We start from the raw sequence: 20,881 nt of genomic DNA on the forward strand, positions 1-20,881 counted from the left end.
GTGGTGACTCTGTGTCAGCCCCCGGGCGACTGACCCACGCCGCCCCTCTGGCGGTGCCGGCCCGGGAGTGGCGCGGCCGCCGCCCCCCCGGCCGAAGAAGGGCTGACGCGGGGCCGATGCAGGTCAGCCGCGTGCGGCACGGACCAGGGCGTCGAAGAGTCGCTGCTGGGCCGGGTCGTCGGCGGCCGTGTCCTCGGGGTGCCACTGCACGGCGATGAACCATCCGGCGCCGGAAGGGAGTTCGAGCGCCTCGACGGTCCCGTCGACGGCGCTGGCGGTCACCGTGAGCTCTCGTCCCGGACGGTCGACGCGCTGGTGGTGGTAGCAGGAGGCGTCGACCTTGTCGGCGTCGGCGGCCTCGGATACCGCCGAGCCCGGGCGGAGCGTGACGGGGTGGACGAGGTGACGGTGGTCGCGGTCCGGACCGCCCATGTCCTGGTGGAGCGTGCCGCCGAGGACGGTGTTGACGACCTGCAGGCCGCGGCAGATCGCCAGCAGCGGCATCCCGGTGTCGAGCGCGTGGCGGGCGACGGCGAGGTCGAAGCCGTCCTGCTCGTCGTCGACGTCGTAGACGGTCGCGTGGGTGGCGTGGTGTCCGTAGCGGCGCGGGGCGAGATCGCCGCCGCCGGGGAGCAGGACGGCGTCGAACGGGGCGAGCCTGGCGGCGACCTCGTCCGGGTCGCTGTCGCCGCCGGGCGCTCGCGGGTGGAGGCTGACGGGCTCGCCGCCCGCCCGCCAGACGGCCTCCAGCAGCGCGCGGGCGTTGACCTCCGCGGCGCGGCGCAGGGCGGAGGTGGAGGCGGCGAAGCGGGCGGGGATCGCGATCAGGGGGCGCCGGTCCGTGCGGCTCGTTCGCGTCGGGCGGGTCACAACTGGATCCAGGTGGTCTTGAGTTCGGAGTACTTCTCGAGGGCGTGCGCGGACTTGTCGCGGCCGTTGCCGGACTGCTTCACGCCACCGAAGGGCACGGTGAGGTCGCCCTCCTCGTAGCAGTTGACCCAGACGGTGCCGGCGCGAAGGGCGCGGGAGACGCGGTGGGCGGTGGAGAGGTCCGAGGTCCACAGGCCGGCCGCCAGGCCGTATTCGGTGGCGTTGGCCAGCTCGACCGCCTCGGTCACGTCGTCGAAGGCGAGGACGGAGAGCACGGGTCCGAAGATCTCTTCGCGGGCGAGCCGCATGGACGGGGCGACCTGATCGAAGACGGTGGGCTGCAGGTAGCTGCCGGTCTCCGTCTCGACCCGGGCGCCGCCGGTGCGCAGCCGGGCGCCTTCGTCCGTCCCGGTGGTGACGTGGTCGAGGACGCGCGCCAGGTGGGCTTCGCTGACCAGGGCGCCCATCTCGGTGGCGGGGTCGAGCGGATCGCCCACCCGCAGGTCCCGGGCGTGGCGTACCACGGCGTCGGTCACCTGGTCCGCGACGGATCGGTGGACGAGGAGGCGGGAGGGTGCGGTGCACATCTCGCCCTGGTTGAAGAAGATGCCCCAGGCGGCGGTCGCCGCGGCGCGGCCCAGGTCGGGGGCGTCGGGGAGGATGATGTTGGGCGACTTGCCGCCGAGTTCGAGCCAGACGCGCTTGAGGTTGGAGTCGGCGGCGTAGTGCAGGAACTGGCGTCCGACCCGGGTGGAGCCGGTGAAGGCGAGGACGTCGACGTCGGGGTGCAGGCCGAGCGCGCGCCCGGCGGTGGGGCCGTCTCCGGCGACGACGTTGAGGACGCCCGGGGGGAGTCCGGCTTCGGCGGCCAGCCGGGCCATCAGCAGGGCCGAGAGGGGCGAGGCTTCCGACGGCTTGAGGACGACGGTGCAGCCGGCGGCGAGTGCCGGAGCGATCTTCCAGCTCGCGAGAGTCAGGGGGAAGTTCCAGGGCACGACGGCTCCGACGACGCCGGCGGGTTCGCGGGTGACCAGGGCCAGGGCGTCGGGGGCGACGTGCGGGGATTCGTCGGTCACCTTGTCGGCGAGCTGCCCGTACCAGCGGAAGGTCGTGATCGCGGCGCGCAGTTCGATGGCGTGGGCGTCGGTGACGGGCTTGCCCATCTCCAGGCTGACGGTGAGGGCGAGGTCGGCGCGGTGCTCTTCGAGCAGGTCGGCGATCCGCAGGAGGATGCGGCCCCGGTCGGCGGGTGCCAGGCGCGGCCATGGGCCGGTGTCGAAGGCTCGGCGGGCGGCTGCGACGGCGGCGTCGACCTCGTCGGTGCCGGCGTCGGCGACCTCGACGAGGACCTGTCCGTCGCGGGGGGAGACGACCTTGAAGGCGGCGCCGCTGCCCGGTTCGTCCGCGCCGTCGATGAAGTGGGCGCGCGGGTGCCGGAGTTCCCGGGCGCGCTGGACCCACTGGGGCCGGGGGGGGGGGCGGGCCATCTGCCCGCCCCCCGCTATCTTGGGGGACACCCCTCACGGTGGCGGGCGAGCCCGCGGGGGCGCGCCGTGGGCGCGGCCCGCCGGACCCGCCCCCGCGGGGAACGGGGTCGCAGGTCAGGGCCCGTCCGGTCGATCGCGCCCGGCACGATCGGCCGGGCAGGACCTACGCGCAGGCCTGCCGCCGGCTGCGGGTCAGCCGGGAGACCGTCGCGCCGACGGCCAGTACGGCCGGGACGGCCAGGACCAGCCAGGTGGCGGTGGCCGTGCTGCCGCCGATCAGGGTGGTGAAGTTGGCCAGGATGAGCCAGATGGCGCCGGCCAGGCCGAGCGCGCCGAGCGCCGGGGCGATGACGGTGTTCCACAGCCGGGTGTCGAGCCGCTCGCGGCGGAAGAACACGATCACCGAGAACGAGGTCAGCAGGTAGAGCAGCATGCAGCCGAGCACCCCGACACCGCTGAACCAGGAGAACAGGGTGAGCACCGGGTCCTTGCCGAGCACCGCGAAGGGGACGGTCAGCAGCACGGCGATGGCCGTCTGGACGCAGCCGGCGACCCACGGCGAGTGCCGGCGGTTCAGGGTGCGCAGGCGGCCCGGCAGCAGACCGTCGCGGCTGAGCGAGAACAGGTAGCGGTTGGCGGAGTTGTGGAAGGCCAGGATGCCGGCGAACAGGGAGGTGGCGAGCAGGATCGGAAGGACGGTGGTGACCCAGCCGCCGAACTGGGCGGCGATCGGCGCGAACACGAACCCGGTGCCGTCGCCGCCGCTGACGGCTTTGGTGGCGGCGTCGGCCACGTGCGAGGCGCCGTAGGAGGAGACCAGCATCCAGGAGATGAAGGCGAAGAAGGCCGTGATCACCCCGACCGAGAGGTACGTGGCCCGCGGCACGGTGCGGTGCGGCTCGCGCGCCTCCTCGCCGTAGATCGCGGTGGCCTCGAAGCCGAACATCGAGGCGACGGCGAACATGAGGGCGACACCGGGGGCACCCTTCAGGGCGGCGGCGGGCGAGAAGCTCCGGACGAGGTCCAGGCCCTGCGGCCCGCCGCCCTTGACCAGCGTGACCACGCCGAAGGCGAGCAGGATGCTGGACTCGGCGAGGACGAAGACGGCGAGTACCTTGGCGCCCATCTCGATGCCGGTCGCACCGAGCACCTGGACGACGGCCATGGTGGCCAGGGACCAGACCCACCAGGGCACGTCCACTCCGGCGTACTGGGCGACCAGACCGTTGACGGTGGCGCCGTAGAGCCCGTACATGGCCGCCTGGACGGAGCAGTACGCGAAGAGGGCGACCCCGGCGCTGCCGGTGCCGGTGGCGTGGCCGAGGCCCTTGCCGATGTAGGTGTAGAAGGCGCCGGCGTCGACGACGTGGCGGCCCATGGCGACGAAGCCGACCGAGAAGAGCAGGATCATGACGCCGACCGCGGCGTAGGCGGCCGGGGCGCCCGCGCCGTTGCCGAAGGCGATGGCGATGGGCACGGCGCCGGCGATGCCGGTCAGCGGGGCCTGGGCGGAGAGGACGAAGAAGAGGATGCCCAGGACGCCCAGGGCGTTGGACTTGAGTCTGCCGGCGCCGGCGGGGGCGGCTTCCTGCGTGTGGTCGGATTCGACCGTCTGACTGTCCACTCGGATCACCTGCTGAGGAGAGAGGCCACTGTTTAGAGCCAAACGAGTTGCCTCATCCTGGGGCTGAATTATCCACTTGGCAAGGGGTTCCGGACGCGGAGTTCCAGCCAGGGGGGTCAAGAAAAGGTCACGGCCCGGCAGCCGGCCCGCACGGGCACGCCGCCGGGCCGCCCTGGGGTCAGCCGGCCTGTCAGGCCTGGTCGGGCCGGGCAGCACCGTCCCCGTCCCCGGCATCGCCCACGTCCCCTTCCCCGTCTCCGTCCGCATCGAGCAGCCGCAGCAGGGTGCGCAGACGGGCGAGCGCGGCCTCGGTGACCCCCGGCTCGCCGAAGACGAGCTGGTGCAGCACGAGGCCGTCCAGGGCCGCGAAGACGAGCCTGGTCAGGCCCTCGTCCGCGTCCTCGGGGAGGATGCGGGAGAGCTCGCGCCGGGTGGCGTCGAAGTACTCGTCGTAGAGCCCCCGCACCTGTCCGAGCAGTTCGGGCCTGCGCCGGGCCTCCAGCAGCAGCTCGTACTGGAACGCCTGCGTGTCCGGATCGTCGGTGACCATGTCCGAGATGCCCGCGGAGAAGTCCGCGACCCGGCCGCTGCCGGTCTCCAGCGCGCTGATGTTCAGGCTGGTCCGGACGGTGTGTGCCAGCGCCTCCTCGATGAGGGCGTCGCGCGAGCCGAAGTGGTGGACGACCAGGCCGTGGGTGACGCCCGCCTCCTCCGCGACGGCGCGGTAGGTGAGCTTGCGCAGCCCGCCCCGGGCCACCACCCTGATCGCGGCGTCGAGCAGCGCCAGGCGTCCCGTGCCGTAGCTGACCTGCTTGCGGGGCTTGGCCGGCCGGCCCGTCTCGTCTGTCTCCGTCATGCCGGTGACCCTACAAGGCGGGCCGGCGGGCGGCCGGGGCCCACGGTCAGCGCTTCGGGGGGCGGATGCCCCGGAACTCCCAGTCGCCGCCGAGCGCCGTCGAGAGCACCTCCTCCGACTCCGTCGGCTGCGCGCCGACGTCGGTACGGACGGGCGCGGGCCCGGAGACGATGTGGTTGCCGAGCCTCCCGAGGCCTTCGACCTCCACCTCGACGAAGTCGCCGGGCTGTACCGGACGGGAGTTGGCGGGCGTGCCGGAGAGCAGCACGTCGCCCGGGTGGAGGGTGATGGTGCGGGCGATGTCGGCGACGAGGTAGTGCATGTCCCACTCCATCTCGTCGGTCGAGCCGTCCTGCACCACCTCGCCGTTGACGTAGGTGCGCAGCGACTTGCCGCGGAAGTCCCAGTCGGTGACCAGGCCGGGGCCGAGCGGGCACAGCGTGTCGGAGCCCTTGACCCGCAGCATCGACCCGGCGTCGGTGTCACGGAAGTCGTGTAGGCCGTAGTCGTTGGCCACGGTGTAGCCCGCGATGTACTCCCCGGCCTCGGCGGGCGCGATGTTGCGCGCGGTCCGGCCGATGACGATGGCGACCTCGCCCTCGTAGTTGAGCCACTTGCAGCCCTCCGGTCGCACGATCGCGCCGCGGTGGGAGTTCAGCGAGGAGGTGGGCTTGTGGAAGTAGGTGGGCGCGGGGCCGAGCCCGATCCGGAACTCCTCCACCCGGCTGCGGTGGTTGAGGTGCACGGCGATGATCTTGCTGGGGACGACCGGCGGCAGGTGCTGCGCGTCGTCGGTCTTCACCCGGCGGCCGTCGCCGGCGACGAGCTCCTCGCCGTCGCGGACGACCTGGACGGCGGCGCCGTCCAGCAGGATGCGGCGGTACTCGGGCATCAGAAGTCCTCCCCGTGGGGGTCGACATGGTGGTGGGGGTCGTGGCGGACGGCGGTGCGCCGGGTCGTCCAACCGGCGGCGGGCCGGTCGAACCAGAGGTGCACCTGGCCGGTGCCGATCGAGTTCTCGTACTCCCCGTACTGGCGGCCCGGCGCGTTGCAGGCCCGCTCGCCCAGCGCCCCGGCCATCATCAGGTAGTGGAAGAACCTGGCCTCCGGCTTGTACCGCCAGAACTCGTCCATGGTGTCGAGCACCAGGTCGTGCCGGCCCTGCCGGAACCAGGCGATCCGCCGGAGGTCGGCCTCGCGCGCCTGCGGGGTGAAGATGTGCTTCGTGTCGCTGGACTCGTGGTCGCGCAGCTCGCGCAGCGGCCAGAAGGTGTGCGAGAGGGCACCGGAGGCGATGAGCAGCACGCGCCTGCCGGGGGTGGCAGCGATGCCGTCGGCCAGGGCCCGGCCCAGGCGCAGGTGGTCCTCCATGTCGCCGGTCTGGCACACCCCGATGGTCACCCACCGCTTGTCGGGCAGGCCCTCGCCGAGGTACTTCCACAGGTTGATCGTGGCGTAGTAGACGGGCAGGCAGGGGTCGTCGATCGGGGTGATCCAGGTGCCGTGCTTCTCCGCGAACCGGGCCACGTTCTGGGCGAGTTCGGGGTCGCCCGGGTAGTCGTAGGGCATCCGTGACATGCCGCGCGGCAGCTCCTCGGAGGTGAACAGCCCGGCCCGGCGGTCCTGGGCGGTGACCACGAACTCGACGGTGGTGGCCCAGTGCGAGTCGAGGACCACGACGGTGTCGTAGTCGTCCCGCTCGAAGACCTCCCGGCGCAGCTGCTCCAGGCCGGTGACCAGGGTGATCTCCTTGCCGTCGTTCAGCTCCCGCCGGATCTCCTCGGGCAGTACGACGGTGGGGACATGGGCGAGCAGGCCCGCCCCGACGATCTCACCCATGGTCGGTCCAGCCCTTCGGTGCGGTGACGGTGTTCTTCAGGTCGCAGTAGAAGTCGAAGCTCCAGGTGCCGCCCTCGCGCCCGACGCCGGAGTGGCGGGCGCCGCCGAACGGCGCCTGCAGGTCGCGGACGAAGAAGCAGTTGACCCAGACCGTGCCCGCGACGAGCTGCGCGGTGACCCGCTCGGCACGCTCGTGCGAGCCGGTGGCCACGGTGGCGGCCAGTCCGAAACGGGTGTCGTTGGCGAGCGCGACGGCCTCGGCCTCGGTGTCGAAGGTCTGCAGCGTGAGGACGGGACCGAAGATTTCCTCCTGGACGATCTCGCTGTCCTGCGCCACGTCGGTCAGCAGGGTCGGCCGGTGGTAGAGGCCACCCAGCTCCTCGTTGCGGCCGCCGCCGACCACCGCGCGGGCTCCGGCGGTGACGGCGCGCCGGACGAAGCCCTCGACCTTCTCCAGCTGGCGCGGGTGGATGGTGGGTCCGAGGTCGGTGGCCTCGTCGCGCGGGTCGCCCTGGCGCAGGGCGAGGGCCCGGGTGCGGAACCGCTCGGTGAACTCGGCCGCGACCGTGGAATCGACCAGCAGGCGGGTGGCGGCCAGGCAGACCTGCCCGGCGTTGTCGTACTGCTCGACGGCGAGATCGACGGCCAGGTCCAGGTCGGCGTCGGCGAAGACCAGCAGCGGGGACTTGCCGCCGAGCTCCAGGCTGAGCGGGGTCAGGTTCGCCGCTGCGGCCTCGGCGATGCGGCGCGCGGTGGGAACGGAGCCGGTGAAGCTGATCCGCCGGACGTCCGGGTCGGCGACCAGGGCCGCGCCGACCTCGCTGCCGTGGCCCTGGACGACGTTGAGGACGCCTGCCGGCAGACCCGCCTCGGCGGCGATGTCGGCCAGGAGGGACGCGGTGAGAGGGGACCACTCGGCAGGCTTGAGGACCACGGTGTTGCCCGCCGCGAGGGCCGGCGCGACCTTCCAGGTGGCCAGCATGAGCGGCGCGTTCCACGGCGTGATCAGCACACAGGGGCCGGCCGGGTCCCAGGACACGTGGTTGGTGTGGCCGCGGGTGTCGAAGTCCTCGTGGTCGAGGGTGAGCAGCCAGTCGGCGAAGAAGCGGAAGTTGTGCGCGACGCGCGGCATCACGCCGCGCCGGTGGGAGCGCAGCAGCGCACCGTTGTCGCGGGTCTCGACCTGTGCCAGGTCCTCCAGGCGCTTGTCGACCCCGTCGGCGACGGCGTGCAGGATGCGGGCGCGCTCGGTGCGCGGGGTCGCGGCCCATGCCGGGAAGGCGGCCTTCGCGGCGGCGACGGCGGCCCGTGCCTCGGCGGCGCCGCCGCGGGCGATCTCGCCGATCGGGCTGCCGTCGATGGGGGAGTGGTCGGTGAAGGTCTCGGCGGAGGCGATGCGCTCCCCGCCGATCCAGTGGCGGGTGTCGACCTCGACCCCGGCCACGCTGAGGGTGTGACGGTCACTCATGCCTGCTCCTCCTCGAGGACGGTGGTGGTGTCGGAGGCGAGCAGCCGGCCGCCGTCCCAGGTGACGCCGACCTGGCGGTAGTAGGCGCCGATCGGTTCGCGGATCTCCAGCCGGGCCAGTTCCTCGGTCGGTGCCTCGAAGAGCTCCAGGTCCGCGTCTGCGGCCCAGGGCTGCCCGCCCTCGAAGGCGGCCGCGCCGGTCTCGATCAGCTCGTCCAGGGCCAGGCCCTTGCCCTTCTCGATCGAGGGCAGCCAGCGGTGGTGCGCCATCGGGTGGCCGTTGACGAACCCGTTGCTCTGCGCGGGCTCGCGCAGCGTGAACACGGCCTGGGCGAGCCGCCGGTCGGAGGCGGCGAGGGTGGCACCGAAGCGCGCGCCGGCCTCGATCCGCGGCGCAGGCCCGTACGGGTGCGGGCGGGTCATGTGGATGGAGCCGAGCTTCTTCGGGTAGCCCTGGTGGAGTCCGCGGGCGATGGCGAAGTCCTTGTCCACCCAGATGTACACGCATCGCGAGAAGGTCCGGCCCTGGTAGGAGCAGCGGACTACCGCGAACGCCTCCTTGTACTGGGAGCGCACCGGGTCGAGCAGCTCGTCGCCGCTGCCGGAGCAGGATTGCCAGTCGGCCCAGATCAGGGCGACGGCCCCCGGGTCGTCGTCGGCCGGCTCCAGCGGCTCGGGGAGGAGTTCGCGCACCCGGGCGGGGTCGGTGCGGTACTCGACGGTGAGCAGGTCGCCGGAGTAGTGCCACGGTGGCGAGGGGATCAGGGACGAGCGGCCCGAGGCGCTCTTGGGGTGGAACCAGCCACGCAGGGAGGTCATGGCGGTACTCCTTCGGGAGGTCGGCGCGTCGGCGCGGGGGCGGACGGGGTGCTTCGGGGCGGGTGCTTCAGCGGGCGGGGCGGTGCTTCAGCGGGCGGGTGCCGAGATGGCGAGGGCGGGCTGCTTCAGCAGCTCGGCCCGGTAGCGGGCTGCGGCGCCGGCGGCGCCGCGGCCGCCGAGGGCGACGACGCCGACGAGCCGGCCGTCGTGGTGGTAGCCGACCACGACGTCGCCGCCGGGGTCACCGTCGAGCAGCCGGACGTCACCGGTGCCCAGGGCGGGCGCACCGAAGGACTGCAACCGGAAGTCGTGCTGGTCGCTCCAGAAGCTGGGCAGCGGGGCGAACGGCTCCTGCCCGGCGTCCCGGCCGTGCAGGTGGGCGGTGAGCGCCCGGGCCGCGTGCTTGGCGGTGTCGGTGGGGATGCACCAGTGCTCGACGCGTCGCGGCACACCGTCGTAGCGGGGATTGGGGAAGCGGGCCACGTCGCCGACCGCCACCGCGTACGGCAGACCGCCGATGCGCAGCTGGTCGTCGGTGAGCACGCCGTCGGTGAGGTCGAGGCCGTTGCCCGCCAGCCACTCGGTGTTGGCGACGGACCCGACGGACTCCACGACGACGTCAGCGGGCAGTTCCGTGCCGTCGCCCAGGACGACGCCGGTGACGTGCCGGTCGCCGGTGAAGCCGGCGACTGCGGCGCCGAGGGCGAAGCGGACGCCGCGTTCGCGGTGGCGCCGCAGCAGTTCGCGGGCTGTCAGCTCGCCGAGCGGCCGCACCATGGGCAGCGGCTCGGGATCGACCACGGTGACCTCGGCGGCGCCCACTGCGACGGCGGTGGCGGCGACCTCGCAGCCGATGAAGCCCGCGCCGACGACGACCACCCGCACGCCGGGGCGCAGCAGCTCGGCCCGCAGGCCCTCGGCGTCGGCGAGGGTGCGCACGGTGTGCCGGCCGGCCGCCGGTCCGGGGCAGGTCAGGCGGCGCGGCCGCATGCCGGTGGCGGCGACCAGGCCGTCGAAGGGCAGCCGCTCGCCGGAGTCGAGCACGACCCGGCGGCGGGCCAGGTCCGCGGCGACGACGCGGGTGCCCAGGATCCATTCGACGTCGGCAACCGCGTCGCGCAGGGTGAAGGCGAGGGACCCGAAGGGCGCCCTGCCGGCGAGCACCTCCTTCGACAGGGGCGGACGGTTGTAGGGGAGGTGCGGCTCCTCACCGACCACGGTGATCGCGCCGCGCCATCCGGCGGCGCGCAGCTGCTCGGCCGCACGCAGACCGCCCATGGAGGCGCCGGCGATGACGATGCGGGGCTGCACGTCAGTTCTCGATCCGGATGGCCTGGAGCGGGCAGACGTCCGCGGCCTCCTCGACCTCGTCGCGCAGCGCGTCGTCCGGATCCGTCACGTAGGCGAGGCGCCCCGCGTCGTCGAACTGGAAGACGTCGGGGGCGGCGAAGACGCACTGACCGTGGTCCTGGCACTTGTTCATGTCGACGACGACCTTCATGGCCGGTCCTCCTGGGGGTGGGGGAAACGTCGGGGTGCGGAAGGAAGACGGGTTCGGCAGCCGGCCGCGCCGGGCGGCCGGCTGCCGGTCCTTGCCAACGGGGCTTCGACTGCGCCCCGGACTCGTTTGGCTTCAAATAACGTAGGTCCGCCGCGGGGCCTGGTCAATAGCTATCCGGATGGATAGATTCTTTTCGTTGCCCCTTGCAGGCCCCAGGGGGGCCACCTAGTGTTTGAGGCCAAATGACAGGGGCGTCCACATCCCCCTGCCGCGGGTGCCCGGGGGCGGCGGCCCCGGCCGGCGCGCCCGCGCGCCCGGCCCTCACCACCGCCCTACGGGGAGACCCCACCTCATGACGGTTCTCAACCAGTCCCTCCACGCGCTCGACCCGGAGATCGCCGCCGCGGTCGACGCCGAGCTGCACCGCCAGCAGACCACCCTGGAAATGATCGCCTCCGAGAACTTCGCCCCGGTGGCGGTCATGGAGGCCCAGGGCTCGGTGCTGACCAACAAGTACGCCGAGGGCTACCCCGGCAAGCGCTACTACGGCGGCTGCGAGCACGTCGACGTGGTCGAGCAGATCGCGATCGACCGGATCAAGGAGCTGTTCGGCGCCGAGCACGCCAACGTGCAGCCGCACTCCGGCGCGCAGGCCAACGCGGCCGCGATGTTCGCGCTGATCCAGCCGGGCGACACCATCCTGGGCCTGAGCCTGGCCCACGGCGGCCACCTCACCCACGGCATGAAGATCAACTTCTCCGGCAAGCTCTACAACGTGGCCGCGTACCACGTCGACGAGAAGTCCGGCCAGGTCGACATGGCCGAGGTCGAGCGCCTCGCCAAGGAGCACCAGCCGAAGCTGATCATCGCCGGCTGGTCCGCCTACCCGCGCCAGCTGGACTTCGCCGAGTTCCGCCGCATCGCGGACGAGGTCGGCGCCCTGCTCATGGTCGACATGGCGCACTTCGCCGGCCTGGTCGCCGCGGGCCTGCACCCCTCGCCGGTGCCGTACGCGGACGTGGTCACCACCACCACCCACAAGACCCTGGGCGGCCCGCGCGGCGGCGTCATCCTCTGCAAGGAGGCGTGGGCCAAGAAGATCAACTCCGCGGTCTTCCCCGGCCAGCAGGGCGGCCCGCTGGAGCACGTGATCGCCGCCAAGGCCGTGGCCTTCAAGGTCGCCGCCTCGGAGGAGTTCAAGGAGCGCCAGGTGCGCACCCTCGAGGGCGCCAAGATCCTCGCCGAGCGCCTGCTCAAGCAGGACACCGTGGACGCCGGCGTCTCGGTGCTCTCCGGCGGCACGGACGTCCACCTCGTCCTGGTCGACCTGCGCAACAGCGAGCTCAACGGCCAGGACGCCGAGGACCGCCTGCACGAGGTCGGCATCACGGTGAACCGCAACGCCGTCCCGAACGACCCCCGCCCGCCGATGGTCACCTCCGGCCTGCGCATCGGCACCCCGGCGCTGGCCACCCGCGGCTTCCTGGCGGAGGACTTCCGCGAGGTCGCCGACGTCATCGCCGAGACCCTGCTGCCCGGCTTCGACGAGGCCAAGGCCGCCGCGCTGAAGGCCCGCGTCACCGCGCTGGCCGTGAAGTACCCGCTGTACCCCGAGCTGTAGCCGGCTCCTCCCGGTGACCGGCCTCACCCCCGCCGGACACCGGGAACCACGGGGCACCGCGCACACTGGACAGTGCGCGCGGTGCCCCGTGCCGTGTCACCCCGCAAGTCCTTCCACGAGACCAGACAAGGACGTCCCCCGTGGCCATCAGCGTCTTCGACCTCTTCTCCGTCGGCATCGGACCGTCGAGCTCCCACACCGTCGGCCCGATGCGCGCAGCCCGGATGTTCGCCCGCCGGCTGCGCTCGGAGGGGCTGCTCGACAAGACCGCCGGCGTGCGCGCCGAGCTCTTCGGCTCGCTCGGCGCCACCGGCCACGGCCACGGCACCCCGAAGGCCGTCCTGCTCGGCCTGGAGGGGAACTCCCCGCGGACCGTCGACGTCGACCGCGCCGACCTGGACGTCGAGCGGATCCACGCCGAGAAGCGGCTGCGCCTGCTCGGCGAGCACGAGATCGACTTCGACCCGGTCGGCCAGGTCGTCCTGCACCGCCGCCGCTCCCTGCCCTACCACGCCAACGGGATGACCCTGGCCGCCTGGAACGAGTCCGGCGTCCCGCTGCTGGAGAAGACCTACTACTCGGTCGGCGGCGGCTTCGTGGTCGACGAGGACGCCATCGGCGCGGAGCGGGTCAAGCCCGACGACACCGTGCTGCGCCACCCCTTCCGCACCGGCGAGGAGCTGCTGCGCCTCACTCGGGAGACCGGGCTGTCGATCTCCGGGCTGATGCTGGAGAACGAGAAGGCCTGGCGCACCGAGGCCGAGATCCGCGCCGGGCTGCTGGAGATCTGGGCCGTGATGAAGGAGTGCGTGGCGGCCGGCATGTCCCGCGAGGGGATCCTCCCGGGCGGGCTGAAGGTGCGCCGCCGGGCGGCCTCGGCGGCCCGCGCCATGCGTGCGGAGGGGATCGGCCCGGCCAACGCCATGGAGTGGGTGACCCTCTACGCGATGGCGGTGAACGAGGAGAACGCCTCCGGCCGCCGGGTGGTCACCGCGCCGACCAACGGCGCCGCCGGGATCGTTCCCGCCGTGCTGCACTACTACCAGAACTTCGTCCCGGGCGCGGACGACGAGGGCATCGTGCGCTTCCTGCTGGCGGCCGGTGCGATCGGCATGCTGTTCAAGGAGAACGCCTCGATCTCCGGCGCCGAGGTCGGCTGCCAGGGCGAGGTCGGCTCGGCCTGCTCGATGGCGGCCGGCGGCCTGGCCGAGGTCCTCGGCGGCAGCCCCGAGCAGGTGGAGAACGCGGCCGAGATCGGCATCGAGCACAACCTCGGCCTCACCTGCGACCCGGTCGGCGGCCTCGTCCAGATCCCCTGCATCGAGCGGAACGGCATGGCGTCGGTGAAGGCGATCACCGCGGCCCGGATGGCGCTGCGCGGCGACGGCCGGCACCACGTCTCGCTCGACAAGGCGATCAAGACGATGAAGGAGACCGGCGCCGACATGAAGATCAAGTACAAGGAGACCTCCCGCGGCGGCCTCGCGGTGAACGTCATCGAGTGCTGATGAATCGAAGGTGAAATCGGCCTGAAACCTTGAGATCGATTTGTCCGGTTCGCCGATTCGTGCGAGAGTAGAGGCACAGACCACGGCCTCCACTGACCCGGTTCGGCCGTCCCACCGCGTGGCACGCACCCCCTCGGCCGACGCGGTGACGCGCAGGGGCCCCCATTCCGCACATCCCGCGGACCCGGGGGCCCCGCTCCGTCTCCCGGCCCGCTCAGGCGGCCCGCTCGCGCACCTTCAGCTCGCACCAGACCGCCTTGCCGCGCGGCATCAGGTCCGCGCCCCAGCGGTCGGCCACCGCGTCGACCAGGACCAGCCCGTGGCCGTTCGAGGCGCCGCGCTCGGCGGCGACGATGAGGCACGGCAGGGCGCGCGAGGAGTCCCGGACCTCGATCCGCACCCAGCCCTGCCGGCGGCCCAGCTTCAGCCCGACGGTGCGCCCGCCCGCGTGCCGTACGGCGTTCGCCACCAGTTCACCGGCGAGCAGTTCGCCGGCCTCGACCTGCTGATGGAGTTCCCAGGCGCGCAGCACCGAGACCACCAGCCGGCGGGCGACCCGGGCCGACTCCGGGCGCGAGGGGAGCCGGACCTCGTCCTCGGCGGCCGGGTCGCGCAGCAGCCCGAAGAACGCTCGCTCCAGCTCCCCCGGACTCAGCCGCTCCAGGCCCGCGAGGTCGTGCGCCAGGACAGCCGACGGATCGTCACCGACCGCACCCACCAGCCGGTTCGATGCCCGGTCCGCCTCGCGCCATCCCGCCATGGGCCCATCATTGCGGAACGCATGCGGGTGCGTACGGACAATGAGCAAACGATCACTATTCAACTGGCATATGCCAGCGGCACACCGATCAGGTTCGGGCCGTTCACCAGGCGTTCCAGTCGAGGTTCCACCCGCTCAGGCCGTTGTCCGGAGAGACCTTGTCACCCTTGGAGTTGACCACGGTCACCACGTCGCCGACGAGCGAGTTGTTGTAGAAGCGCCCGGCGTCGGTGTCGTCGCTGCCGTAGCGGGTGTCCCGGACGCCGATGCAGCCGTGGCTGGCGTTGGAGTGCCCGATCGCCGAGCCCGCCCAGGAGTTGCCGTGCACGTAGGTGCCGGAGTCGGTGAGCCGCAGCGCGTGCGGGACGTCGTCCAGGTCGTACTCCTGGCCCGCGGTGATGCCGCTGACGCCGTTGGAGCTCATCCGGGTCTTGCGGTCCATCTCCTCGACGACCATGGTGCCGTTCCAGCTGTCGAAGCCCGCCTTGCCGGCGGTGAACGGGACGGAGTCCACCTGCTGCCCGTCCTGCACGACCGCCATCCGGTGCGTGGAGACGTCGGCGGTGCTGACCCGGGACCGGCCGATGGTGAACGGCTCGTCGCTGTCCACGCCGCCGTACACGCCGGGCGCGATCTCCACGCTCTTCAGCCGATAGTGCACGGTCACCTTGGTGCCGGGCTTCCAGAACGCGGCCGGGCGGAAGTCGACCCGCTCGTCGCCGAACCAGTGCGGCTTGACCGGGGTGCCGTCGGACGTCTCGAAGGTGACGCCCTGCTCCACCGCGGCCCGGTCCTTGACGTGCCGGTCGAAGCGGAGCGAGACGATCATGCCGACGCCGTACGTCTGGCCGTCGCCGATGTTGTCGTGCGGGTCGGCCTCCTTCTCCGGCGTGAGGGTGCTGAAGCCGCTCTCCGCGGTGGTCTCCACGCCCTTGGCGTCGGCCGCTCTCGCCGCGACGCGGTACTCGCCGGAGACCGCCAGCGGGCCGGTCGGCGTCCAGCTCAGGCCGTCCGCCGCGAGCGTGCCGGCGACGGTCCGGCCGTCCTTGCCGGTGACCGTCACGGCGGTCAGCCGACCACTCGAAACGGTGACCTTCAGCGCACCCGACGGCTTGACGCCGGTGGAGCCGTTCTTCGGCTCGATGCCGATCTGCGCGGCCGACACGGCGGGCTTCGGCGCCGCCGCGGTGGTGGCCGCCCTGCCGTCACCCGACTTCGCGCCTCCCCCACCGGACGAGCCGCACCCGGTCGCCATCAGCACCAGCGCTCCTCCGAGCGCACCTGCCGCCACCGTCCTGCGCACCGACGCCATCGCGGTCCCCCTCCGTACCCCTGTGCACGGCCGCGGCGCCCCCGCCGCGGCTTCGGTCTCTGACACGTTCCGGACCCCCGCCCGGGTTGCGGCCCCGGTGACGACGATCAGGTCACGAAGCCGCCACGGCCCGGCCACCGGTGACGGCGGCCGGGCCGGGATGCGGGCGCAGGCCTACCAGGAGGCCCAGGGCAGCGTCCAGCCGCTCAGGCCGTTGTCCGGAGAAACGGTCCTGCCGCGGGAGTTGACGATCTTCACCACGTCGCCGACCAGCGAGCTGTTGAAGAACTTGCCCGCCGAGGAGCCGTCGCTGCCGCCCTTGCTGTCCATCAGGCCGATGCAGCCGTGGCTGGCGTTGGACTTGCCGAAGGCGTTGCCCCAGTAGTTGCCGTGCACGTAGGTGCCGGAGGCGGTGAGCCGCATCGCGTGCGGGACGTCCGGGACGTCGTACTCGTCGCCCTTGACGTTGGCGACCGTGGCGGAGTTCATCCGGGTCACCAGCTCCTTGCTGGAGATGACCATGGTGCCGTTCCAGGACGGGTTCTGGTCGTTGCCCGCGGTGATCGGGATGCTCTTGGTGGAGCCGTCGCCGCCCTTGACGCTCATCATGTGGCTGGCCGCGTCGACCGTGCTGACCTGGTAGCGGCCGATGGTGAACGGCTCGTCGCGGTCCACGTCGCCGTACACGCCGGGCGAGACCTCGACGTTCTTCAGCCGGTAGTGCACGGTCACCTTGGTGCCGGGCTTCCAGTACTCGGCCGGGCGGAAGTCCAGGCGCTGGCTGCCGAACCAGTGGCCCTTGACGGTGGTGCCGTCGGTGGCCTCGAAGGTGATGCCGGCGACGACCGCGTCCTTGTTCTTGACCGGCTTGCTGAACGCCACCGAGACGATCATGCCGACACCGTAGGTGCCGTTGTCGGCGATGTTGTCGTTGGTGGCGACCTTCTTGGCCGGGGTCAGCGTGGTGAAGGTGCTGGTGGACGCGGCCGGCAGGCCCTTGTCGTCCTTGGCCTGCGCGTTCACCGTGTACGCCATGCCGACGGTCAGCGTGCCGGTGGGCTTCCAGCTGAGCCCGTCGGCGGAGATCGAGCCCTCGACGGCCTTGCCGTTCTTGTCCGTCACGGCCACGCCGGTCAGCTTGCCGCCGGTGACCGCGACGGTCAGCCCGCCGCTGGGCGCGACGTCGGTCGCGCCGTCCTTCGGGGTGACCGTGATCACCGCGGCCGAGGTCTTCGGCGCGGCCTGGGTGGTGCTGCCGCCGGCCCCGCCGGAGCCCCCCGCGGCGGTGCTGCCGCCGCCGGAGCCGCCGCCGTCGTTGCACGCAGCGGTCAGCAGCAGCACGCCGCCCATGGCCACCGCGACTGCGGCCCGGCGGGCGGTACGGCCGGTGCGGCCCGCGGCCGCACCCCTGACTATCGCGGCCTCGGCCGCCTGAACCGGCTTCACTCGGTCTCTCCCCTCCCGGTATCCACGGGCATACACGCCCAGCGGCCCGGGAAGGTTTCACCGGACTGCGGACAACTTCCACACAGGTTTCACGGGGTGCCCCCGGGCCCGCGCGGGTCGCCAGGATAACTGCCCCGTCCGAGTGAATCTTCGGCGGGAGCCGGGTGGACGTTCAGTGCCCTCCCAGGGCCGTTCCGCGCCGCCACTGGGCCCACGGCATGTTCCAGCCGTTCAGCCCGTTCGAGGGCGGGACGCTCTCCCCGGCGTCGCCCTCGACCACGATCACGTCGCCCACCAGGGTGTGCTCGAAGAACCATCCGGCCGGGGACTGCGGGTCGCCGCCCTGCTCGTCGGCGAGGCCGATGCAGCCGTGGCTGGTGTTGGCCGTGCCGAAGACCTCCTCGTCGGCCCAGTAGTTGCCGTGCACGAAGGTGCCGGAGGCGGTCAGCCGCATCGCGTGCGGCACGTCCTTGATGTCGTACTCGTCGCCGAGCCCGACCGTCTGCGAGTTCATCCGGGTCTCGGCGAACTTCTCGGACACCACCATCACCCCGCGGTAGGTCGGGTGCTGCGGGCTGCCCGCGGAGACCTTCAGGGTGCGGACCTCCTCGCCGTCCTCGCGCACCGTCATGGTGCTCGTCGCGAGGTCCACGGTGGAGACCCGGGAGCGGCCGACGGTGAAGAGGAGGTCCCGGGACTGCGTCCCGTACTCGCCGGGCGCGACCTCCACGTCCTTCAGCCGCAGCGCCACCCGCACCCGGGTGCCCGGCGCCCACAGGTGCTCGGGGCGCACGTCGAGGCGGCGGTCGCCGAACCAGTGCGCGGCCAGCGGCACCGGCGGGTCCGCGGTCACCTCCACCGCCCGCTCCGCCGCGGCGCGGTCCGCGACCGGCCGGGAGAAGCGCAGCGAGACCGGCATCCCGACGCCGACGGTGGCGCCGTCCTCCGGGGTGAAGAAGGCCGTCACGGTGTGCGCCGGACCGGCGGTGAAGAACGCGCTGTGCTGGTCGGCCCGCAGCCCGGCCGCGTCGCGGGCGACCGCGTCCAGGGTGTACGGCGTGGCCGGGGTCAGCTCCTCGCCCGGGGTCCACCGGGTGCCGTCGGGGCTGATCCGGCCCGGGACGGCCACCCCGCGGTCGTCCGCCAGCCGGACGGAGACCAGCGTCCCGCCCTTCGCGGTCACCGCCACCTCGTCGCCGACGTGCACCTCCTGCGCACCGTCCGCGGGCACCGTGGTGACCTGCGCGGCGGAGACCGGCGGCGCCGGGCGCGGGCTGCGCGGACCGTCCGGCGCCGGCGTGCCGGGGGCGCACCCGGACAGCAGCGCCAGAGCGGCGGCCGCCGCGGCCGCCACCCGCCTGCCCACCGCCAGCAGGCGCATCCGGACCTCCCGACGTCGGTGCGGGCCCGGGCGGCCCGTCCCCCGGTGCAACGACCGCCGGCCCGCCGGGACACGTCACCGCCCGGCCGCCCTCCCGTTCACCCAGCGTCACAACACGATCGGCCACGTGACACCCGCACGGGATCAGGGAACAAGAGGGGAGCGGGTACGGGACCCCCGCGCTGGGAGGGTGCGGCGATGACGGCGTGGCAGGAGCTGGGACAGGGCACTCGCCAGGCGGCCGGCCGCCCACCCCCGGCCCGGACCGACGGCGCGGCCCCCGCCGTGCCCCGGGCCGCCGCCGAGCCGTGGCCCGGCAGCTGGCAGCCGCTCGGCGCCCGCTTCCGCACCGGCCCCGAGGGGCCGGGCACCAACTTCGCCCTGTGGGCGGCCGGGGCCGAGGCGGTGGACCTGTGCCTGTTCGCCGAGGACGGCACCGAGACCCGGCACCGGCTCACCGAGCAGACCTTCCAGACCTGGCACGGCTTCCTGCCCGGCGTGCTGCCCGGCACCCGGTACGGCTACCGGGTGCACGGCCGCTGGGACCCGTGGACGGGCGCCCGCTGGAACCCGGCCAAGCTGCTGGTCGACCCGTACGCCCGGGCCATCGACGGCGCCTACACCAGCCACGACGCGACCTGCAGCGCGGTGCGCGGCTGGCCCGAGCCGGACGTCGCCGACACGGTGCGCGACAACCGCGACTCCGCGCCGTACGTGCCGCGCTCGGTGGTCGTCCACGACGACGACGACTGGTACGACGACCAGCGGCCGAAGACGCCCTGGGCCGAGACCGTGCTGTACGAGCTGCACGTGCGCGGCTTCACCATGCGCCACCCGGACGTGCCGCCGGAGCTGCGCGGCACCTACGCGGGCCTCGCCCACCCGGCGGCCGTCGCCCACCTGACCCGGCTCGGCGTCACCGCGGTCGAGCTGCTGCCCGTCCACCACCACGTCAGCGAGGACCACCTGCAGGCCCGCGGGCTGACCAACTACTGGGGCTACAACACGCTCGGCTTCTTCGCCCCGCACGCCGGCTACTCGTCCTCCGGCAGCCGCGGCGAGCAGGTCGGCGAGTTCAAGCGGATGGTGCGCGCCCTGCACGCGGCGGGCATCGAGGTGATCCTCGACGTGGTCTACAACCACTCCGCCGAGGCCGGGGTGATGGGCCCGTCGCTGTCGCTGCGCGGCATCGACAACGGCGGCTACTACCGGCTCGACCGCAGCCGCCGCGGGTACGCCGACTACACCGGCTGCGGCAACACCCTCGACACCCGGCAGCCGCACGTGGTCCGCCTGCTCACCGACTCGCTGCGGTACTGGGTGACCGAGATGGGCGTGGACGGCTTCCGCTTCGACCTGGCCGCGGCGCTCGCCCGCGGCGGCGACGGGGTGGAGATGCACCACCCGTTCCTGGCCGCGGTCTCCCAGGACCCGCTGCTCAGCCGGGTCAAGCTGATCGCCGAGCCGTGGGACGTCGGCCCCGGCGGCTACCAGGTCGGCGGCTTCCCGCCGCTGTGGGCCGAGTGGAACGACAAGTACCGCGACACCGTGCGCGACTTCTGGCGCGGTGCCCGCCCGGACGTGCGCGAGCTCGGCTACCGGCTGTCCGGCTCCTCCGACCTCTACCAGCGCGGCGGCCGCCGCCCCTACGCCTCGGTCAACTTCGTCACCGCGCACGACGGCTTCACCCTGCGCGACCTGGTCTCCTACAACCGCAAGCACAACGAGGCCAACGGCGAGCACAACCGGGACGGCACCGACGACAACCGCTCCTGGAACCACGGCAGCGAGGGCGAGAGCGACGACCCCGCGGTGCGCGAGCTGCGCCACCGTCAGCTGCGCAACCTGCTCGCCACCCTGCTGCTGTCGAGCGGCGTGCCGATGCTCACCGCCGGCGACGAGCTCGGCCGCACCCAGCACGGCAACAACAACGCCTACTGCCAGGACAACGAGACCGGCTGGCTCGACTGGTCGCTGCTGGAGGAGCCGGCCTGGCGGGCGCTCACCGAGCTCGCGGGCCGGCTGGTCCGGCTGCGCCGGGCCCACCCGGTGCTGCGCCAGCGGGCGTTCTTCTCCGGCCGGGAGACGGTGCCCGGCGGGCAGCGGGACCTGGCCTGGTTCACCCCGGCCGGGCGGCTGATGACGGAGGCCGACTGGTTCGGGCCGACCGCCGCGCTCGGCATGCTGCTCTCCGGCAGTGCGATGTCCGAGCGCGACCAGCACGGCCGGGCGCTGCGCGACGACAGCTTCCTGCTGGTGCTGAACGCCGGCGCGGAGCCGGTGGAGTTCACCCTGCCCGGCCCGCCCTGGCCGCAGGCGTACGCGTCGGTGGTGGACACCGCGGCGGCCGGCCCGCCCGAGGAGGCGGGCCCGGTGCGCGGCGCGGTGCC

Annotated in this window: 17 protein-coding genes; 3 read left to right on the plus strand and 14 right to left on the minus strand. The window is 73.0% G+C overall.

Going from position 1 to position 20,881, the window contains the following annotated elements; all coding sequences use genetic code 11:
* Window positions 1-123: 123 nt before the first annotated feature.
* The 10 genes from ACFV0G_RS14220 to ACFV0G_RS14265 all read right to left on the minus strand — a co-directional run bounded on the left by ACFV0G_RS14220 (window position 124) and on the right by ACFV0G_RS14265 (window position 10,463).
* Entirely contained in the window at window positions 124-870 is a 747-nt protein-coding gene (locus ACFV0G_RS14220; protein ID WP_380546346.1) for a gamma-glutamyl-gamma-aminobutyrate hydrolase family protein, read from the minus strand.
* Entirely contained in the window at window positions 867-2,357 is a 1,491-nt protein-coding gene (locus tag ACFV0G_RS14225) for an aldehyde dehydrogenase (protein WP_380546348.1), read from the minus strand. Before ACFV0G_RS14225 ends, ACFV0G_RS14220 begins: the two co-directional genes overlap by 4 nt.
* 163 nt (window positions 2,358-2,520) lie before the next feature.
* Window positions 2,521-3,981, minus strand: coding sequence for an APC family permease (locus ACFV0G_RS14230; RefSeq protein ID WP_380546350.1), 1,461 nt, complete (start codon window positions 3,979-3,981; stop codon window positions 2,521-2,523).
* Between the two features lie 190 nt (window positions 3,982-4,171).
* Window positions 4,172-4,837: a TetR/AcrR family transcriptional regulator gene (locus ACFV0G_RS14235; RefSeq protein ID WP_380546352.1), complete on the minus strand. Its 666-nt coding sequence runs from the start codon at window positions 4,835-4,837 to the stop codon at window positions 4,172-4,174.
* A gap of 46 nt (window positions 4,838-4,883) precedes the next feature.
* Entirely contained in the window at window positions 4,884-5,729 is an 846-nt protein-coding gene (locus ACFV0G_RS14240; RefSeq protein ID WP_380546354.1) for a fumarylacetoacetate hydrolase family protein, read from the minus strand.
* Complete coding sequence (locus ACFV0G_RS14245) at window positions 5,729-6,676, minus strand: 3,4-dihydroxyphenylacetate 2,3-dioxygenase (RefSeq protein ID WP_380546356.1); 948 nt, start codon at window positions 6,674-6,676, stop codon at window positions 5,729-5,731. The genes ACFV0G_RS14240 and ACFV0G_RS14245 overlap by 1 nt, the downstream gene beginning before the upstream one ends.
* Window positions 6,669-8,144: an aldehyde dehydrogenase gene (locus ACFV0G_RS14250; RefSeq protein ID WP_380546358.1), complete on the minus strand. Its 1,476-nt coding sequence runs from the start codon at window positions 8,142-8,144 to the stop codon at window positions 6,669-6,671. Before ACFV0G_RS14250 ends, ACFV0G_RS14245 begins: the two co-directional genes overlap by 8 nt.
* Entirely contained in the window at window positions 8,141-8,962 is an 822-nt protein-coding gene (locus ACFV0G_RS14255) for an acetoacetate decarboxylase family protein (RefSeq protein ID WP_380546360.1), read from the minus strand. The genes ACFV0G_RS14250 and ACFV0G_RS14255 overlap by 4 nt, the downstream gene beginning before the upstream one ends.
* An 87-nt stretch (window positions 8,963-9,049) precedes the next feature.
* Window positions 9,050-10,273 (minus strand): NAD(P)/FAD-dependent oxidoreductase, encoded by a 1,224-nt coding sequence (locus ACFV0G_RS14260; protein WP_380546362.1) that lies wholly within the window; start codon window positions 10,271-10,273, stop codon window positions 9,050-9,052.
* Window position 10,274: 1 nt separating this feature from the next.
* Window positions 10,275-10,463: a ferredoxin gene (locus ACFV0G_RS14265; protein WP_380546364.1), complete on the minus strand. Its 189-nt coding sequence runs from the start codon at window positions 10,461-10,463 to the stop codon at window positions 10,275-10,277.
* Window positions 10,464-10,815: 352 nt separating this feature from the next.
* Here ACFV0G_RS14265 and glyA point away from each other — a divergent pair, with 352 nt between their 5' ends.
* Together glyA and ACFV0G_RS14275 are read left to right on the plus strand one after the other, a co-directional pair.
* Window positions 10,816-12,084, plus strand: coding sequence for a serine hydroxymethyltransferase (gene glyA, locus ACFV0G_RS14270; RefSeq protein WP_380546366.1), 1,269 nt, complete (start codon window positions 10,816-10,818; stop codon window positions 12,082-12,084).
* 140 nt (window positions 12,085-12,224) lie between these two features.
* Complete coding sequence (locus tag ACFV0G_RS14275) at window positions 12,225-13,592, plus strand: L-serine ammonia-lyase (protein WP_380546368.1); 1,368 nt, start codon at window positions 12,225-12,227, stop codon at window positions 13,590-13,592.
* A 214-nt stretch (window positions 13,593-13,806) separates the two neighbouring features.
* On the opposite strand, the gene ACFV0G_RS14280 is transcribed toward ACFV0G_RS14275, so the two are convergent.
* The 4 genes from ACFV0G_RS14280 to ACFV0G_RS14295 form a co-directional block, all read right to left on the minus strand.
* Window positions 13,807-14,352, minus strand: a complete 546-nt coding sequence (locus tag ACFV0G_RS14280) for an ATP-binding protein (protein WP_380546370.1) — start codon at window positions 14,350-14,352, stop codon at window positions 13,807-13,809.
* A gap of 103 nt (window positions 14,353-14,455) precedes the next feature.
* The gene (locus ACFV0G_RS14285; protein ID WP_380546372.1) at window positions 14,456-15,664 is read right to left on the minus strand and encodes an Ig-like domain-containing protein; all 1,209 of its coding nucleotides are present in this window, start codon (window positions 15,662-15,664) and stop codon (window positions 14,456-14,458) included.
* Window positions 15,665-15,838: 174 nt separating this feature from the next.
* Window positions 15,839-17,110, minus strand: a complete 1,272-nt coding sequence (locus ACFV0G_RS14290; RefSeq protein WP_380546374.1) for an Ig-like domain-containing protein — start codon at window positions 17,108-17,110, stop codon at window positions 15,839-15,841.
* Window positions 17,111-17,282: 172 nt separating this feature from the next.
* The gene (locus tag ACFV0G_RS14295) at window positions 17,283-18,491 is read right to left on the minus strand and encodes an Ig-like domain-containing protein (protein ID WP_380546376.1); all 1,209 of its coding nucleotides are present in this window, start codon (window positions 18,489-18,491) and stop codon (window positions 17,283-17,285) included.
* A gap of 198 nt (window positions 18,492-18,689) precedes the next feature.
* On the opposite strand from ACFV0G_RS14295, the gene glgX reads away from it, so the two are divergent.
* On the plus strand, window positions 18,690-20,881 hold a 2,192-nt coding region (gene glgX / locus ACFV0G_RS14300), incomplete at its 3' end, for a glycogen debranching protein GlgX (RefSeq protein ID WP_380546378.1).

It is taken from the genome of Kitasatospora sp. NPDC059571 (assembly GCF_042735675.1).
In the GTDB taxonomy this organism is placed as follows: domain Bacteria; phylum Actinomycetota; class Actinomycetes; order Streptomycetales; family Streptomycetaceae; genus Kitasatospora.